Genomic DNA, 17,432 nt, shown 5'->3' with positions numbered 1-17,432 from the left:
CTGAACCTGAGCTGGGGGCTTGGTCTCGAAGAGGGAGTAGCAGAGGCGGGTCCACAGGGGCCAGCGGGCGGGGCGGGCCGGGGGGTGGCCGACGGCGACAGCAGCGCGGTCGAGGAGGTCCTCCAGGAGGGCGTCGTGCAGCCAGCGGATCACGAGCGGCCACAGCAGGCGCATGGTGCCCTCGGTGCGCCCGGCGATGGTGTGGCGCATGACCGAGGTGCCGGGGCGCGGGCCCGGGAGCACCTCCAGGGTGTGCGTGCCCTTGAGGGTCAGCTTCGGGCTGAAGGTGAACTCGACCAGCCTGCCGGGCTCGTGGGCGGTGCAGTCGTAGCGGATGGGCCCGTGGCCACCGCGCGCGCCGACGCCGAGCGGGCGGTCCATCTCGATCATCTCCCAGCGCTCGACGGGCCAGACCGTGGTCTCGGGGTCGAGCAGGTTCTCCAGCAGCGCGCCCGCGACCGACGTGTCGACGGGCAGGTCCCGCTCGTGCACGTTGTGGATCATGTGCCACCTCCGGTTTCCATACGCCACCGTATGGTTCTGACCGTACGGTAGCGTATGGAACGTGGTCGTGAAGCGTGACGTGGCACCCAGGAAGCGGCTGGGGCGGCAGGACTGGACGGCGGCGGCCCTGGTGGCGCTGGGCGAGGGCGGGTTGCGGGCGGTGGCGATCGAGCCGCTCGCGGTGCGCCTGGGCGCCACCAAGGGCAGCGCCTACCACCACTTCCCGAACCGGGACGCCCTCGTCGTGGCGACGTTGGAGCGCTGGGCGGCCGAGCACACGGAAGCGGTGATCAGCGCCGTGCGCGACGAGCCGGACCCGCTGCGCAGGTTGCGGTTGCTGATCACGAAGGTGATCACCGAGGACGAGGACGCCTCGATCGAGCTGGCGGTGCTGGCGGCGGGCGACGATCCGTTGGTGGCGCCGGTGCTGCGGCGGGTGACCGAGCGGCGGGTGGACTACATCGCGGAGATCGTCGGAGAGCTCGGGTTCTCCCCGGCGAAGGCGCGGCGGCGCGCGCTGGTCGCGTACTCGACGTACCTCGGACATGCCCAGCTGGTCAGGATGAGTCCCGGTGTGTTGCCGGAAACCCTTGCGGCGCAACGGGTCTACCTCGACGAGATGGTCGAGGTGCTGAGCACGGGGCTGGACGGGTGAGGTTCGCCGTCCGCGTGAAACCGGGTGCTCGCAAGGACTCCGTCGGCGGGCGGTGGGACGCGGGGGAGCGGTCGGCGCTCGTCGTCTCGGTCGCCGCGCCCGCTGTTGAGGGAAAAGCCAATGAGGCCGTGCGGCGCGCGGTGGCGAAGGCTTTCGGCGTGCGGCGACAGGACGTCGCGATCGTGGCCGGGGATCGCGGGCGGGACAAGGTGATCGCGCTCGATCTGGCTCCAGGGGGCACCACGGCCGCCGAGCGGAGGCTGGCCGAACTGCTCGGATGAGGGTTACACCGCATTCGAAACCCGAGAGCGAACTCTCATCGGCTCCGAATTCTTGCGGCGAGCAGCGACAATGGTGGCTCAGGTCACCGGACGTGCGATGGAGGCGGTGTGGCGGAGCTGTCGCTGGGACTCGGGATCGGCGCCCTGGTCGTGCTGATCGCGGTGCTCGCCGTGCGAGCCTCGGTGCGGCTGGGCCTGCCGTCGTTGTTGCTCTACCTCGGGATCGGGCTGTTACTCGGCGAGGCGGGCTTCGGCATCCTGTTCAGCGACGCCCAGCTGACGCAGAACCTCGGCATCGCGGCGCTGGTGGTGATCCTCGCCGAAGGTGGCCTGACCACGCGGTGGCACAACGTCAAACCCGCGCTCGGACTGGGCATCGCGATGTCCACTGTGGCCGTCGCGGTGAGCATCGGCGTCACGGCGACGGGCCTGCACTACCTGCTCGACCTCGACTGGCGGACCGCGTTGCTGTGGGGCGCGGTGGTGTCCTCGACGGACGCCGCCGCGGTGTTCAGCGTTCTGCGCGGACTCGGTGTGCACCGCAGGATCTCCGGAACCCTGGAGCTGGAGTCGGGTCTCAACGACGCGCCGGTGTACATCGCGGTCGTCCTCCTCGCCAGCACGGAGACGGCCAGTTGGTGGACACCCGCGCTCGTGGTCTACGAGCTCGGCGTGGGCGCGGTCGTCGGCATCGCGCTGGGGTGGTTCGGCGGTCAGGCGTTGCGCCGCGCGGCGTTGCCCGCGACCGGTCTCTATCCACTTGCGACAGTCGCGGTGTGCGTGCTCGCGTACTCGGCGGGCCAGGAGCTGCACGCCTCGGGACTGCTCGCCACCTACGTCGCGGGACTGGTGCTGGGCAACGCGAAGCTCCCGCACCGCAGCGACACGCTGTCCTTCGCCGAAGGGCTCGGCTGGCTCTCCCAGATCGGGTTGTTCGTGCTGCTCGGCCTCTACGCCTCGCCGGGGCGGCTGCCGAGCGTGATCATCCCGGCGCTGATCACCGGCGCGGTGCTGGTGCTGGTCGCCAGGCCGCTGTCGGTGCTCGCCGCCGCGCTGCCGTTCCGGGTGCCCTGGCGGGAGCAGGTCTTCCTGTCGTGGTCGGGGCTGCGCGGCGCGGTGCCGATCGTGCTCGCGCTGATCCCGGTGACCCAGGACGTCCCCGGCGCGCAGCAGCTGATCGACGTGGTGTTCGTGCTCGTCGTGGTGCTGACCCTGATCCAGGGCACCACGCTGCCGCTGGTGGCGCGGATGCTCGGGCTCGTGCGCCGAGGTGAGCCGCAGCAGGTCGAGGTCGACTCGGCGCCGCTGGACGAGCTGGGCGCGGAGCTGTTGCAGGTGCGCGTGCCGGAGGGCTCGAAGCTGCACGGCGTCTACATCACCGAGCTGAGGCTGCCCGTCGGCGCGACGGTGAGCCTCGTGGTGCGCGGCAAGGCCGGGTTCACGCCGCAGCCCACCACGCGCATCCAGGTGGGCGACCAGCTGCTGATCGTGGCCACCGAGGAGGTGCGCGAGGGCGCCGAACGACGGGTCCGCGCCATCGACCGCGCGGGTCGCTACGCGCGCTGGAAGGGCGAGTCGGGGGACTGATTCCCTTGCGCCGCAACGGCTCCAGTCAGCTGTGGCGCAGGTCGCGTTCCAGGATCTGGACGGGGTCTGGCGCGTTGGCGCGTCCTCGGCTACTTTCGATCGCAAGGTCATGAGTGCCAGCGACAAGCCCTAGCTTGCTGGTCGGCAACCCTCCAACCGCGGTGGGGTGCTCTAGGTGAGGACCTGGTTCACCGCGCAACGCGGTGAGCAAGCGCGGACTCCCTCCCGGCGAGTCCCACGGACTCACGGAGGTCGCTGTGTCGCTCGCGTTCGCCCCCATCCGTTCCTCGGTTCCCTCCGTCGTGGGCTCGCGCCTGACGGTTCCGCTGGTCACGGGCGAGCTGGTGCCCTACGCGAACCTCGACCACGCCGCCAGCGCCCCGTGCCTGGAGCAGGTCCGCGACGCCGTCGACGAGCTGCTGCCCTGGTACGCCAGCGTGCACCGCGGCGCGGGCTTCGCCTCCCAGGTCTGCACCCGCATCTACGAGCAGGCCCGGCACGCCGTCCGCCGCTTCGTCGGAGCCCGCCAGACCGACGCCGTGGTCTTCACCCGCAACACCACCGACTCGCTGAACCTGTTGGCGCGCAGCGTTCCCAAGGGCACCAGCGTCTTCGTCTTCGACACCGACCACCACGCCGCGCTGCTGCCGTGGCGCGGTCCCCGGGTGAACCGGTTGCAGACCCCCGCGACGCCCGCCGAGGCCGTCCGCGTGCTCGACGAGGCGCTCAAGTCCGCTCCGGTCGGCCCGCGCCTGGTGGTGCTGACCGGCGCCTCCAACGTGACCGGTGAGGTGTGGCCGGTCAACGACCTCGTCCGGTGCGCGCACTCGCACGGCGCGCGGACCGTGCTCGACGCGGCGCAGCTCGCTCCGCACCGGCCGGTGGACGCCAGCGCCGCCGAGGTGGACTACGTCGTGCTCTCCGGGCACAAGCTCTACGCCCCGTTCGGCGCGGGCGCGCTGGTCGGCCGCTCCGACTGGCTCCAGCAGGCCGAGCCGTACCTGATCGGCGGCGGAGCCACCCGCAACGTCGTCGACTGGGGCGACCACCTGGGCGTGAGCTGGTCGAAGGTGCCCGAGCGGCACGAGGCCGGCTCGCCCAACGTCGTGGGCGTGCACGCGCTCGCCGTGGCCTGCGGAGTCCTGGCGCGGCAGCGCTGGGAGGACGTGAAGGCGCACGAGGACAAGCTGTTCACCCAGCTCAAGGCCGGTCTGGCCACGGTGCCCGGCTTCCGCGAGCTGACCCTGTTCGGGGACGAGGCGCCGGACCGCGTCGGCGTTGTCAGCTTCACCGTCGACGGCCACGACGCCGGGCTGCTCGCCGCGATCCTGTCGGCGGAGTACGGCATCGGCGTGCGCGACGGCGCGTTCTGCGCCCACATCGCCACCAAGCGGCTGATCGCCGGGAGCGGTTCCGAGGGTGGCCGGGCGCTGCGCGTCAGCCTGGGCCTGGGCAACAACTCCGAGCACGTCTCGCGCGTGGTCGGCGCGCTGCGGCGGATCGTCGCGGACGGCCCGAAGTGGGAGTACGAGCTCGTGGACGGCCGCTGGACCCCGCGCAACGACCCCCGGCCGCTGCCGCCGTTCCTGGCCGATCTCTGATCAGCGACAATGACCGGGTGAGCGACAATGACCCGGTGAGCACCGAGAGCACACCACCGCCGCCACCGCGCAGGCTCGGCTTGTTCGCCGCGCTGGCCGCGGTGGTGCTGGCGCTGGACATCGTCACCAAGTTCTGGGCGGTCGCGTCCCTGGAGGGCCAGGAACCGGTGCGCCTGTTCGGCGGCGGGCTCTACCTGGTGCTGGTCCGCAACCCCGGCGCGGCGTGGTCCATCGGCGCCGACTACACCTGGGTGCTGTCGCTGATCATGGCGGCGGTGGTGCTGGCGATCCTGTACTTCGCGCCGCGCCTGCGCTCCGGTGGCTGGGCGGCCGGTCTGGGCCTGGTGCTGGCCGGAGCCCTCGGCAACCTCGGCGACCGGCTCTTCCGCCCGCCGGGCTTCCTGCACGGGCACGTCGTCGACTTCCTGTCGCTGTTCGCCCCGGACGGCTCGGTGTGGCCGGTGTTCAACGTGGCCGACTCGGCGATCTGCGTCGGTGGAGCGCTCATCGTGCTGATGGCGCTGCTCGGCCGGGAGTACGACGGCACGATGATCGAGAAGAAGTCTTCCAAGAAGAAGGAGTCCCAGTCGTGAGCGCGCGAACGCTGCCAGTGCCGGACGGCCTGGAGGGCATGCGCGTCGACGCGGGCCTGTCGAAGCTGCTCGGCCTGTCCCGCACGGTCGTCGCCGGGCTGACCGAGAAGGGCGATGTGCTGCTCGACGGCCAGCCCGTCGGCAAGTCCGACCGGCTCACCGCGGGCTCCTGGCTGGAGATCACCCTGCCCGAGCCCGAGCGCCCCATCGAGATCCAGGCGATCGCGGTCGAGGGCATGGTCGTGCTGCACGAGGACGACGACATCGTCGTGATCGACAAGCCGGTCGGCGTCGCCGTGCACCCCAGCCCCGGCTGGAGCGGCCCCACGGTGGTCGGCGGGCTCGCGGCGGCCGGTGTGCGCATCGCGACCTCCGGCGCGGCCGAGCGGCAGGGCGTCGTGCACCGACTCGACGCTGGCACCACCGGCGTCATGGTCGTCGCGAAGAGCGAGCACGCGTACTCCGTGCTGAAGCGCGCGTTCAAGGAGCGCACGGTCGACAAGGGCTACCACGCCCTGGTGCAGGGCCACCCCGACCCGTCGCGCGGCACCATCGACGCGCCGATCGACCGGCACCCCAAGCACGACTACAAGTTCGCGGTGATGAACGGCGGCAAGGACTCGATCACCCACTACGAGGTGATGGAGGCCTTCCGCGCGGCGTCCCTGGTCGACGTGAAGCTGGAGACCGGGCGCACCCACCAGATCCGCGTGCACTTCTCCGCGCTGAAGCACCCGTGCGTCGGCGATCTGACCTACGGCGCGGACCCGGTGCTGGCGAAGCGGCTCAACATCACGCGACAGTGGCTGCACGCGCGCACGCTCGGCTTCGACCACCCGGCTGACGGCCAGTGGGTGCAGTTCGTCTCCGAGTACCCAGCCGACCTCGCCGACGCCCTCGAAGCCCTCCGCGCCGAATCCTGACGCCCGCGTTTGCGTACCCAATGTGGCATTTGTTTCGTCAGACGTAACCAATGCCACATTGGGTCGTTCAGTCGGCGCTGAAGAGGTTGAGGGTCAGTCGAGGGTGGACCAGGTGAGGCTGCGCTTGTCGTCGTCGGAGCGCGCGCTCCACTTCACCGAGACCACGTCGATGGACTCGGGGAGCACGTAGACGGTGTGGCCGCCCGCCGTCTCGCCCGGGTTGACCCCGATGCGGTGCGGCGGCCGGGAGGACAGCGAGACCGGGGCCTTGGAGACCTGCCTGCCGTCCGTGGTGATGAGCACCAGGTACAGGTCGGGCAGCGAGGCGAAGGGGATCTGGCCGCGGTTGGTCAGCTCGGTGTGCACCACGACCGCGCGCTCACCCTCCTGGAGGCGGTAGCCCGCAGCGGTGAAGAGGAAGTCGGCCGGGTCGACGACCTCGACCAGCTGGATGCCGAGCTGCTCGCCTTCGAGGCCGATCGTCTCCAGGGTGGTGCCGACCTTGCCGGTGCGCGGACCGGCGGGCAGCGCGGGCTGGTCACCGCGCGCCCACGAGGAGCTCTGCGGCGGACCCCACGTGCTGAGCACCGGGTCGGCGGGCTGGGGCGGCTGCGTCGGCTGGGGCGGCTGGTGGTGCGGCGGCTGCTGGGGCTGGACCGGGAACGGCGTGCTCTGCGGGTGCTGCTGCGCGGGGAACGGGGTGCTCTGCGGGAAGGCCTGCGGCGGGTACGCGCCGGTGTGGCCGCCGTGCACGGGGTACGGGCCGCTGGGGCCGGGGTAGGGACCGCTGGGCGTGCCGTGCACCGGGTAGGCGCCGCTCGGCGTCCCGTGCACGGGCTGGTGCGGATGCGGGTGCTGCTGCTGACCGGGGTGGCCCCAGTGCGGCTGCTGTTGTTGCGGCGGCGGAGGGGCGAGCGCGGCGCGCAGGCCGTTGGGGTCGCACTCGACGCCGACGAGCAGCGGGAGGCCGGTCGCGGAGAGCGCGATCAGCCGGGAGGCCACCTCGCGCGGGTCCATCCCCGCTCTCGCGGCGATCTCGTGCACGGCCGCACGGCCCGCCTCCGCTACCAGGGCGAGCAAACGGGCATCGACGGGATCTGGCACAGCCACGCACGGCACGCTACCCCGTCGCCGAGATCAACGCGCCGACGCCCACACCGGGAGAACGTGGGCAAAAGTAGAGCGCGCTAACAGCTTCTGCATTCCGTCCAGGCCGAAGTGTGGGCATGCGAAGGCTTGTTGTGCCTGGTAGAAGGCACTTGAGCAATCAAGACGGGTGCCCGCGCGGTCCGGGAAACGGTCTGGGAACAGCCCTTGTCATCGTTGTCGGACTGATCGAGGATGGCCGACCTCAGGACCAGCTCAGCGACGAGGAAGGTCGGAGAATGCGACGCAGAGCCGCGCTCGTTGCAGTGACCGCCGTGACCGCCGTGACGGCGCTCAGCGGATGCCTAGGGCAGCCGCAGAGCGCAGACAGCTCCCGCAACGCCGACGCCAAGGAGGTCTCGCTGACCATCACCGGCAACGCGGTGGCGGGCGGCAAGAACTCGGCCAAGGCCGGGTGGGTGACGGACTGGGTGATCCCCCGCTTCGTCGAGGAGCAGAAGCGCAAGGGCGTCACCGCCACCGTCCGCTTCGAGGGCAACGGCGCGGGCGACGAGGACTACAAGACCAAGATCGCGCTGGACCTCAAGACCGGTGGCGGCGCGGACATCATGGCCGTCGACGGGATCTGGGTCGGCGAGTTCGCCGGGGGCAAACAGATCCGCTCGCTGGACGAGATCGTCGGCAAGGACAAGGTCGACGCGTGGGAGGGCTGGAAGCAGATCCCCCAGGCTGTGCAGAGCGTCGGCGTCTTCGAGAACAAGCGCTACGGCGTACCGGACGGCACCGACGGCCGCGTGCTCTTCTACAACAAGAAGCTCTTCGCGCAGGCGGGTCTGCCCGCCACCTGGCAGCCGCGCAGCTGGGACGAACTGCTCTCCGCCGGTGAGGCGCTGAAGAAGCTGCCCGGGGTCACCCCGATCCAGCTCAACGCGGGCACCGCGATGGGCGAGGCGACCACCATGCAGGGGCTGCTGCCGCTGCTCGTCGGGACCGGGAAGCCGTTGCTGGCCAACGGGAAGTGGCAGGGCGCGACCAGCAACCTCAAGGACGTCCTCGGCCTGTACCAGCGGGTCTACGGCGGTGGTGGGCTCGGCGACCCGCTGTTGCAGCAGGAGGCCAAGGGGCGCGACAAGTCCTTCGCCCAGTTCGCCGAGAACAAGATCGGCATCATGCTGGAGAGCGACTACCTGTGGCGCTCGGTGCTGGAGCCGACCAAGGGCGCGGTGAAGATGGCCGACCGCGACAGCTCCGTGGGCTGGGCGATGATCCCGGCGCAGCGGCCGGGCGCGGGCGTGCGCGGGCAGGACTTCGTCAGCATGTCCGGCGGCGCGATCAACCTGATCAACTCCAACACCAAGTTCCCGGTGCAGGCGTGGGAGCTGTTGCAGTTCATGAACTCCGCCGAGGCGGTCAAGGCCCGGCTGGGCGGCGCGGCGCAGGTCACCCAGCGCACCGACGTCAACAACGAGGTGCTCGCCGGTGATGCGATGTTGTCGTTCATCGCGCAGAAGGTGTTGCCGTTGACCGAGTACCGGCCCGGTGTCGCGAACTACACCAGGGTGTCGGCGGCGTTGCAGCAGGCGACGGCCGACGTGGTGAGTGGCAAGACGGCGCAGGAAGCGCTCAACGCCTACCAGGAAGCGTTGAAGAAGATCGTGGGAGAGAACGAGATTGTCACCGGCTGAGGTCACCGAGCGCCGGGGCCGCGTCAGGAGGTTCGCCACCGACGTCGCCGGCCTCGGCGTCTCACGGGCCGTGGGGTTCATCGCGCCCGCGCTGCTGTTGATCGCGGTCTTCCTGATCTTCCCCGCGCTCTGGACCATCTACATCGGACTGACCAACTACGAGCTGACAGGGCCGAACGCGGTCGCTCCGCAGCTCGTCGGCATCGACAACTTCGTCAACGCGCTCAACGACGCGCTGTTCCAGAACTCGTTGTGGCTCACCGCGTTGTTCGTGCTCGGCTCCGCGGTGATCGGGCAGAACATCCTCGGCTTCGTGCTCGCGTGGACCTTGCGCAAGGCCAAACCGGGGCTGCGCCGCACGGTGGAGTCCTTGGTGCTGCTGGCATGGATCTTGCCGAGCACGGTGGTGGCCTTCCTGTGGTTCGCGGTGCTGGACCGCGACGGCGGGACGCTGAACGCGCTGCTCGGGTCCGAGGGCACCGCGTGGCTCGTCGAGTACCCGATGCTGTCGCTGATCGTGTTCAACACCTGGCGCGGCACGGCCTTCTCCATGCTGCTCTACAGCTCGGCGCTGGCCGCTGTGCCGCCGTCGCAGCTGGAGACGGCTCGCGTGGTCGGCGCGAGCGGCTGGCAGACGGTGCGCGACATCGTCTTCCCGCACATCCGAGGGCACGTGCTGACCAACACGCTGCTCATCAGTTTGTGGACCGCCAACGACTTCTCGCCGTTCCTGTTGACCGCCGGTGGTCCCAACCACGCCTCCGAGACGCTGCCGGTGTTCATCTACCGCCAAGCTCTCGAAGGCGGTCAGCTCGGGTACGCGTCGGCGATCTCGTTGTTGCTGCTGCTGGCGAACCTCGTCGTCGCGGCGGTCTACCTGTGGTTGCTGCGGAGGAAGTCATGAGTCCGCTGATGATGGTGCGGCGCATCGGTTTCTACGTGGTGATCGCCGTGCTGATGGCGTTCTTCGCGATCCCGATGCTGTGGCTGGCCAGCGCTCCGTTCGACAGCAAGCCCGGGCTCGGGCTGCGCTGGCCGGACTGGACGCTGGACAACGTGAAGACCACCTTCGAGCACCCGTACGCGTTGACCTCGCTGTGGAACTCGCTGGTGATCTGCGTGGTGGCGACGGTGATCACCGCGAGCTTCGCCGCGCTCGCCGCCTACGCGCTCTCCCGCGTCCGGATCCCCGGCCGGGACCTGATGCTCTACGTGCTGTTGCTGCTCTCCAGCGTGGTCACGGGCACCGCGGCGATGGTGCCGATCTTCGTGATGATGTTCCAGCTGGGGTTGATCAACTCGCAGTTCGGCACGGCGCTGGTGATCGCGGGCGGGATGCTGCCCGCGGCGATCTTCATCCTGAAGGACTTCGTCGACTCCGTCCCGCGTTCCTACGAGGAGTCTGCGCGGGTCTTCGGCGCCTCGCCGTTCCAGGTGCTGACGCACGTGGTGCTGCCGGTGGCGCGGCCGGGGATCGCGACCATCCTGGTGTGGGCCTTCGTCAACGCCTGGGGCAACTTCCTCTTGCCGTTCCTGCTGATCCGCGAGGTCGGCAAGCAGCCGGGCGCGGTGTTGCTGCGCACGTTGCAGGACGAGGGCGGCAGCGCCAACCTGACCGTCATCCCGGTGTTCTCGCTGCTGTACTCGATCCCGGTGGTCGTGCTGTACGTGTTGGTGAACAAGCGCTACGGGTTCCGCTTCCACGGAGGGATCAAGAGCTGATGGCCGGAATCGACGTCCGCGCACTGTCCACTGTGTACCCCAACGGGGTGCGCGCGGTGGACGGGCTCGACCTTGAGATCGTCGACGGGGAGTTCTTCGCGCTGCTGGGGCCTTCCGGATGTGGCAAGACCACGCTGCTGCGCACGATCGCCGGGCTGGAGCAGGCCAGCTCCGGCCAGGTGGTGATCGGCGGGGCGGACGTCACCGGCGTCGACCCCGGCAAGCGCAAGGTCGCCATGGTGTTCCAGGACTACGCCCTGTTCCCGCACATGACCGTCGCGGAGAACATCGGCTACCCGCTGCGCGTGCGCGGGGAATCCAAGGCACGGCAGCGGGAAGTGGCTGAGGAGACCTCCGGCGGGCTGAGCCTTGCCGGGCTGCTCGACCGGCGCCCGGGGCAGCTCTCCGGTGGTCAGCAGCAACGCGTCGCGCTGGCGCGGGCGATCGCGATGGACGCCGGAGTGCTGCTGCTGGACGAGCCACTGTCCAATTTGGACGCACGGCTGCGCTTGGAAGCACGCACGTTCCTCAAGCGGTTGCAGCGCGAGCTGGGGCTCACCACCGTCTTCGTCACGCACGACCAGGCGGAGGCGCTCGCGCTGGCCGACCGGATCGCGGTGATGGAGTCGGGGAAGATCCGCCAGCTCGGCAGCCCGCGCGAGGTCTTCCAGCGTCCTGCCAACACCTTCGTCGCCAACTTCATCGGCTCCACCCCGATGAACCTCCTGGACGCTGTGGTGCGCGGCGGTTTCGTCGAGGTTGCCGGTGCTCGGCTGACCCTGCCCCCCGGCATCTCGTTGGCGGATGGCACGCCGGTGACCGCTGGTATCCGGCCGGAGTACCTGACCGCGGGCTCCGGTGAGGGCATCACCGGCGTCGTGTCCACTGTGGAGAACCTCGGTGTGTCGTCGTTGGTGACCATCGAGTGCCCCGGTGACGCACTGGTCGGGCTGACCGTGCCGGAGCAGTACGAGCCGGAGATCGGCACGACCGTGACCGCCGCGCCGGAGCCCGGCAGGCTGCTGGTCTTCGACGAGGCCGGACTGCTGCTCGGAGAGGCGAAGGTCGCCCCATGACCATCCACAGTGGTCAATGGGTTCGCGAGGACAGGGCAGCGAACTCGTGGCCCGGGCTTCCTTTCGAGGTTCCCGCCGGTGTTCCCGCGATCACTGTGGAGCTTGCTTTCGACGACACGCGCGGCGCCATCCTCGATCTGGGCTGCGAGGGCGCTGCGGGCTGGCGCGGGTGGTCCGGCGGCGCTCGGCGCACGTTCACCATCGCTCCGGACTGGGCGACGCCCGGCTACGTTCCGGGAGATCTTGAGTCCGGTCTGTGGCACGTTGTCCTTGGGCTGCACCGGGTTCCGGTCGACGGGGTCGACTACCGGGTCTCGATCTCGTTCGATCCCGTGGCGCAACCGGCTCCGTTGGCTTCTCCGCCGGTTCCTTCGCGACCGCCCGTGCGCTCGCTTCCATGTGGTGCGGGGTTGCGGTGGGTGCCAGCGGACTTCCACTCGCACACCTTGCATTCCGATGGGGCGCTGACGGTTCCCGAGCTGGCCGCGCTCGCGGTGTCGCGGGGCCTGTCCGCGTTGGCGGTCACCGATCACAACACCGTCAGCCATCACGCTGAGTTGGCGGATGTCGGGCGGCAGTACGGGATCGCGCTCGTTCCCGGTCAGGAGGTGACCACGGAGTCCGGTCACGCCAACGCTTTCGGTGACATCGGGTGGATCGACTTCCGTCGACCCGCGACCGAGTGGTTGTCCACTGTGGAGAGCCGTGGTGGGCTGTTGTCCGTCAACCACCCGCTCGCCGCTGACTGCTCGTGGCGGCACCCGCTGCCGCGTCGCGCGCCGCTGGCGGAGATCTGGCACTCCACGTGGCTCGACCCGCGTTGGGGCGGCCCGCTCGCGTGGTGGCAGGCGTGGGGGCGCGAGGTCACTCCGATCGGCGGAAGTGACTGGCACCGCTCAGGTTCCGACGCCATCCCCGGCACTCCGACGACGTGGGTCGCCGTGGACGCCGCCGCCTCCGGTCCCGACGAGCTGGGTCTGGCAGTGCTCGACGGCTTGCGCGCTGGCCGCACTGCTGTTTCGGCGGGATTGGATGCTCCGGTGTTGTTGCCGGTGGACGGCGAGCTGGTGGCGGTGGACGCCGACGGGGCTCTTGTGCTTGACGCAGAAGGGATGCGTCGGTCGGTGCGCGGTTCGGTGTGCACGCTGTCGGCTGGTGCTGTTGGCGGTTCGGTGCTCTTCGGTCACGACAGTGCTGTGCTGTCGATCTGCGCCGCTGTCAGTGCTCGTCCTTAGGATGCGCCCATGGGACTGACGGCGACGTGGGTTTTCTCGGCTGACGGGGTGGTTCCGCCTGCTGGGTGGGAGCCGGTGGAGGGCGTGCGCTCGGGCTGGTCGGGTGCAGCGGTGGACGCCTGACGTCGTAGTACGCCAGTCTTCAAGTACAACAAACCCCCGCCCCAGAGGTCGTTAACCGCTACAAACCCCGTTGGTGAAGCCGGGAGGTTTGGTGCAGTTGGAGACGCATGGGGCGGGGGTTGGGTGTACTTGAAGACCGGTGAACCTAGCGGGTCAGGCGGATGCCGGTGATCTCCCAGGGGCGCAGGGGGACTTCGGCTGAGCCGTCCACGACGGACAGTTCTTCGACTACGGCGCCGGTGAGGTCGACGCGTGCTGCGGCGGTGACACCGGGGAGGGACACCTTGGCGGTGCTCTCCGAGTCGGAGTACGAGACCAGACGCAGCTCCAAGCCGTTGCGCTGGCGGAGGCCGCACGCGGTCGCGCCGGTGACGGTGATGCCCTCGGCGGAGGCGAGCTCGGAAGTGGTTCCTGTGCCAGCCACGGTGATCAGTGGGTTGCGGTAGCGCTCCGCCGCGTCCATCAGGTTCGCGGACGCCCAGTCTCCGGCGTGCGGGAAGATGGCGAATTGGCTCACGGTGACGCCTGGGACCTGAGCCTCGGGGATCGGCGTGGTGGGGCCAGCGGGCTCGGCGCGCAGCGGGTGCAGGTTGCGGCTGATAGCTCCGGTCGCGCGGAGCAACGTAATTGCAATGACGGACCCGGCGGCGCCTGTGCTCGAACCCGCAAGCGGTTCTTCGGCGAGAACCTCGTACTCAGTCACGTTGTGCAGCAACACACCCGCGCCGCCAGCGTCCACAAAGGATGATGCGGGGAACGTGGGGAGCGGGTGTTCGCCGTTGCCGCCCTCGTTGACCAAACCGCGCTCCACCACGGAGAACTGGCCCTCAGCGTGCGAACTCGTCGCGGTGCGGGCGGTGGGGAGGTGGAAGCGGACGCGGTGGTCGACGCTGCGGTTGTCGAAGGAGACCTCGACGCGCACGAAGGGCTCGTTCACGCGAAGCTCGACTCTGGTCGTCACACCGACGGACACGGTCTCGGGCGTGCGTGCGGTGCCGTCGAAGTCCACGAGGCCGAGAGGCCAATCGTAGGTCCGGTGCACCACGAGCGAAGCCACGAGCGGACCCTGCTCAGCCGCGACGACGGTGACAGCGGTTGGCTTGTCCACCAACGTGTCCGTGACCGGAGGACCGTAGTTGTAGCTGTCGCCCGCGTCGCCGCCGTCAACGATCCGGCCGACCCCGTCGAGCACGGTGCCGTCGGAGCCCGTGATGCGAAGCGTGCCATCTTCATTCACCACAACGGACACGAGGCCGTTGTGCAGAGAACCCTCCACAATGGACACCGGAGCGGAGAGCGGCGCTGAGCCCGAGCGCGGGCGGACAGAGGCCCAGCCCAGAGCGGGCGCGGTGGTCAACGCAAGAAGCTCGCGGCCGGGCTCGTCGATCACGCGCAGACGCCAGTCGCCGGGCGAGGACGCGGCAACGGCCTCGGTCAGCTCGTCGGCGAAGCGCTCCACGTCGTAGCCGGGGTCGCCGATGCGCCCAACGGTGAAAGTGACTGTGTGATCGGAGATCTCCGCGCGCTGAATGGCCCTGCTGTACATCACCTGGCCGAAGGTGCGCCTGCGCACGGCGTTCACCACGTCGGCAGCGGGGAAGGCCGCATCGATCAGATTCCGCTCAGCACGGCGGATTTCCTGCGTCGGAGCGAGCGTCCCATCGGGCAGCTCCAACGCGACATCAGCCCACGACTCGGGCGCGACCACCTGGCAGCGAACGAGATCGGTGCGCTCGTGCGCGCTGGGGTTGACCACGACGACGGAGTCCGAAGGCGCACCGGAGGCGATGTCGTTGAGGGTGCGGTCGCGGACGGCGCTGCCCAGCTGCTCCGCCTCGGCGATGCGCGCGGCGACCTGCTGAGCGGTGGTGTCGGCGCCGCAACCGGTGACGGAGTCGTGGCAGGACGCGTCGACCAGGCGCAGCCACGCCATGCTCAGGAACGGCTCAGCGGCCTGCGGGCACCACAGCGCCGACAGCGGCTCGGCGTAGCGCTCGACCATCCGCTCAGCCTCGGCCATGGCCTGCTTCACGGCCACGCGCACGGAAAGGATGCCTGGCAACAGGTTCGCTCTCGCGTGACTGCGCAACTCGCCGAGCACCTGCGGCAGCCCGGCCTCCTGCGGGTCCCGCCCGGCCAGCGCCTCGGCCAAGGTCTCCAACCGCAGCGTCACCTCGGCTCCGGAGGCCTGCACCGCGCCGACCTGGTCCAGCAGCGTGGGAATCGGCGCGCTGTGGTCGGTGCCGTACATGGCCAGCGGCTCGGTGTCGCCGAACCACGCGCGCATCTGCTCAGCGAAGGCGATAGAGCGCTCTACCGTCTTGGCGGGGTCGGTGAACATCACCGAGGCGTTGCCGTAGCCGCCGGGCAGGTACTCGGTGCGCACGGAGGAGCCGTCGGGGGAGACCCAGTGGAACGCGTGCCGGTCGACGCTGCCGGGAACTCCGCGCCACAGGCAGGCTTGGTCGAAGCCGAAGCCGCGCAGGATCTGCGGCAGCTGCGCGGTGTGGCCGAACTGGTCGGGGATGTAGCCGACGCGCATGGCCCCGCCCAGCTCGGCGGAGCGCGCGAGGCCGATCTCCAGGTTGCGCACCAGGTTCTCGCCGGAGCACAGGAAGGAGTCGGCGAGCACGCGCCACGGGCCGACCGCGAGCTGGCCGGTGCGCACCAGTTCGACGACCCTGGGCAGCGCGTCCGGCCGGACCTCCAGGTAGTCGTCGACGGCGGCGGTCTGCCCGTCGAGTGTGAAGCGGAAACGGGGATCGGCTTCGAGGCGCGGCAGCACGGTGTCGAGCAGGTCCACCAGCTGGAGGCGGAAGCGCTGGAACGGCTCGTACCACTCGCGGTCCCAGTGGGTGTGCGGGACGACGTGCACGGTGCGGCGGGTGTTGGTGGCGTCGGTCACCTCGGCACGGTAACCACGGACCCGGCGCGCTGTCAGTGCCCAATCCGCCGAAGTGGGTCCTTTCGGGTTCACCGGGCTGAACCTGGTCGTCTGACCAGGGTTTTCCCAGCTGAGCCGAGTCGGTCATACGCTGCTGGGGAAGCCGTTCGCGTCGAGGGGGACGCCACATGTCGACGTCCGTGCGGTCGGTGGCGCTGTTCACCGACGAGTACCTGCAGAACTCCCACGAGATCCTCGCCGTGCTGCGCGAGGAAGGGCCGGTGCACCGCGCGCGCACCGCCAACGGGCTGCACGTGTGGGTGGTGACGCGCTACGCCGACGCCGTCGCGGTGCTGACCGACGAGCGGCTGCTGAAGAACCCCGAGGGCCTGACCGCGGCGATCCGCGCCAACCTCGACGACCCCGACCGCGGCCTGACCTTCTCCGGCGACATCGCCCACCACCTGCTCAACAGCGACGGCGCCGAGCACGACCGCCTGCGCGGACTGCTGGCCGGGGCGTTCAGCGCCGAGCGGGTCGCGCGGATGCGGCCGAGGATCACCGAGATCACCGATGAGCTGCTCGACGCCATGGCGGGCAAACGCCGCGTGGACCTCATCGAGGAGTACGCGCTGCTGATCCCGGTCGCGGTGCTGTGCGAGCTGCTCGGCGTGCCGCACCAGGACCAGGACCGCTTTCGCACGTGGGCCAACGTGATCCTCGCGGCGGCCGACCCCGACGCGATCCGCGACGCCAGCATCGCGCTCGCCGCCTTCCTGGTGCAGTTGATCCGGGGCAAGCGCGCCGTGCCGGGCGAGGACCTGATGTCGGAGCTGGTCGCGGACGGTCGGCTCGCCGAGCCCGAGCTGATCTCGATCGCGTTCCTGCTGCTCGTGGTGGGGCACGAGACCTCGGGGAACATGATCGCGAACAGCGTGCTGTCCTTGCTGCGAGCGCCTGACCAGCTCGCGGCGGTGCGCGCGGACCCCGCCCGGCTGCCGGGGGCGATCGAGGAGCTGCTGCGCTTCGAGAACCCGGTCGCGATGACGACCTTCCGCTACACCAACGAATCCGTGGTCGTCGGCGGCGTGGAGATCCCCGAGGGCGAGATCGTGATGGTCGCGCTCAGCTCCGCCAACCGGGACCCGGCGCGCTTCCCCGGAGCTGACCGGCTCGACCTCGCGCGCGAAGCGGAGGGGCACCTCGCGTTCGGGCACGGCGTGCACCGCTGCCTCGGCGCCGCGCTCGCCGAGCTGACCGGCACGGTGGCGATCGGACGCTTGCTGGATCGATTCCCGGGGCTCCGGTTGGACGCGCGCGACGGGGAGATCCGTTGGCGGCGCTCGACTTTCATGCACGGTCTGCACGCGCTGCCGGTAACACCTGGCTGAGCGCGGGTTTGCTGTCGTTACTGACAATTCGCGGGCCGGTTCGTTGTACTTGGAGACTGTCGTAC

15 protein-coding genes and 1 riboswitch are annotated in these 17,432 nt (G+C 69.9%); of the genes, 12 read left to right on the top strand and 3 right to left on the bottom strand.

Translation table 11 applies throughout. From position 1 onward, the window contains the following. On the bottom strand, window positions 1-504 hold a 504-nt coding region (locus ABD798_RS29045), incomplete at its 3' end, for a hypothetical protein (RefSeq protein WP_344881650.1). 61 nt (window positions 505-565) lie between these two features. Here ABD798_RS29045 and ABD798_RS29040 point away from each other — a divergent pair. The 6 genes from ABD798_RS29040 to ABD798_RS29015 all read left to right on the top strand — a co-directional run bounded on the left by ABD798_RS29040 (window position 566) and on the right by ABD798_RS29015 (window position 6,144). Then, window positions 566-1,159, top strand: a complete 594-nt coding sequence (locus ABD798_RS29040; RefSeq protein WP_344881647.1) for a TetR/AcrR family transcriptional regulator — start codon at window positions 566-568, stop codon at window positions 1,157-1,159. Beyond that, on the top strand, window positions 1,156-1,440 hold the full coding sequence (locus ABD798_RS29035) for a DUF167 domain-containing protein (protein WP_344881644.1): 285 nt from the start codon (window positions 1,156-1,158) through the stop codon (window positions 1,438-1,440). The genes ABD798_RS29040 and ABD798_RS29035 overlap by 4 nt, the downstream gene beginning before the upstream one ends. Before the next feature lie 108 nt (window positions 1,441-1,548). Then, the gene (locus ABD798_RS29030; RefSeq protein WP_344881641.1) at window positions 1,549-3,027 is read left to right on the top strand and encodes a potassium/proton antiporter; all 1,479 of its coding nucleotides are present in this window, start codon (window positions 1,549-1,551) and stop codon (window positions 3,025-3,027) included. A gap of 105 nt (window positions 3,028-3,132) precedes the next feature. Further along, window positions 3,133-3,247: riboswitch (SAM riboswitch) on the top strand. Window positions 3,248-3,284: 37 nt separating this feature from the next. Continuing rightward, complete coding sequence (locus tag ABD798_RS29025; protein ID WP_344881638.1) at window positions 3,285-4,628, top strand: aminotransferase class V-fold PLP-dependent enzyme; 1,344 nt, start codon at window positions 3,285-3,287, stop codon at window positions 4,626-4,628. Window positions 4,629-4,645: 17 nt separating this feature from the next. Next, window positions 4,646-5,221 (top strand): signal peptidase II, encoded by a 576-nt coding sequence (gene lspA, locus ABD798_RS29020; RefSeq protein WP_344881635.1) that lies wholly within the window; start codon window positions 4,646-4,648, stop codon window positions 5,219-5,221. Continuing rightward, window positions 5,218-6,144: an RluA family pseudouridine synthase gene (locus ABD798_RS29015; protein WP_344881633.1), complete on the top strand. Its 927-nt coding sequence runs from the start codon at window positions 5,218-5,220 to the stop codon at window positions 6,142-6,144. Before lspA ends, ABD798_RS29015 begins: the two co-directional genes overlap by 4 nt. 93 nt (window positions 6,145-6,237) lie before the next feature. Here ABD798_RS29015 and ABD798_RS29010 read toward each other — a convergent pair whose 3' ends face one another. Then, window positions 6,238-7,254, bottom strand: coding sequence for an AsnC family protein (locus ABD798_RS29010; RefSeq protein WP_344881629.1), 1,017 nt, complete (start codon window positions 7,252-7,254; stop codon window positions 6,238-6,240). A gap of 275 nt (window positions 7,255-7,529) precedes the next feature. On the opposite strand from ABD798_RS29010, the gene ABD798_RS29005 reads away from it, so the two are divergent. From ABD798_RS29005 to ABD798_RS28985, 5 genes are read left to right on the top strand one after another with little or no spacing between them, the layout of a single operon-like run. After that, a complete protein-coding gene (locus ABD798_RS29005; RefSeq protein ID WP_344881626.1) occupies window positions 7,530-8,936 on the top strand; it encodes an extracellular solute-binding protein in 1,407 nt (468 codons plus the stop codon). After that, a complete protein-coding gene (locus ABD798_RS29000) occupies window positions 8,923-9,840 on the top strand; it encodes a carbohydrate ABC transporter permease (protein ID WP_344881623.1) in 918 nt (305 codons plus the stop codon). The genes ABD798_RS29005 and ABD798_RS29000 overlap by 14 nt, the downstream gene beginning before the upstream one ends. Next, on the top strand, window positions 9,837-10,658 hold the full coding sequence (locus ABD798_RS28995) for a carbohydrate ABC transporter permease (RefSeq protein ID WP_344881620.1): 822 nt from the start codon (window positions 9,837-9,839) through the stop codon (window positions 10,656-10,658). Before ABD798_RS29000 ends, ABD798_RS28995 begins: the two co-directional genes overlap by 4 nt. Then, a complete protein-coding gene (locus ABD798_RS28990; protein WP_344881617.1) occupies window positions 10,658-11,734 on the top strand; it encodes an ABC transporter ATP-binding protein in 1,077 nt (358 codons plus the stop codon). The genes ABD798_RS28995 and ABD798_RS28990 overlap by 1 nt, the downstream gene beginning before the upstream one ends. Beyond that, complete coding sequence (locus ABD798_RS28985) at window positions 11,731-12,969, top strand: CehA/McbA family metallohydrolase (RefSeq protein ID WP_344881614.1); 1,239 nt, start codon at window positions 11,731-11,733, stop codon at window positions 12,967-12,969. Before ABD798_RS28990 ends, ABD798_RS28985 begins: the two co-directional genes overlap by 4 nt. 268 nt (window positions 12,970-13,237) lie before the next feature. On the opposite strand, the gene ABD798_RS28980 is transcribed toward ABD798_RS28985, so the two are convergent. Further along, the gene (locus ABD798_RS28980; protein WP_344881611.1) at window positions 13,238-15,997 is read right to left on the bottom strand and encodes a glycoside hydrolase family 38 N-terminal domain-containing protein; all 2,760 of its coding nucleotides are present in this window, start codon (window positions 15,995-15,997) and stop codon (window positions 13,238-13,240) included. 167 nt (window positions 15,998-16,164) lie between these two features. Between ABD798_RS28980 and ABD798_RS28975 the strand changes: the two genes are divergently transcribed. Then, window positions 16,165-17,367 (top strand): cytochrome P450 family protein, encoded by a 1,203-nt coding sequence (locus ABD798_RS28975; protein ID WP_344881608.1) that lies wholly within the window; start codon window positions 16,165-16,167, stop codon window positions 17,365-17,367. The last annotated feature ends 65 nt before the right edge of the window (window positions 17,368-17,432 follow it).

The sequence above is a fragment of the Allokutzneria multivorans genome (assembly GCF_039537405.1).
Taxonomy (GTDB): Bacteria; Actinomycetota; Actinomycetes; order Mycobacteriales; family Pseudonocardiaceae; genus Allokutzneria; species Allokutzneria multivorans.
This window is presented reverse-complemented; position numbering and strand designations above follow the sequence as displayed.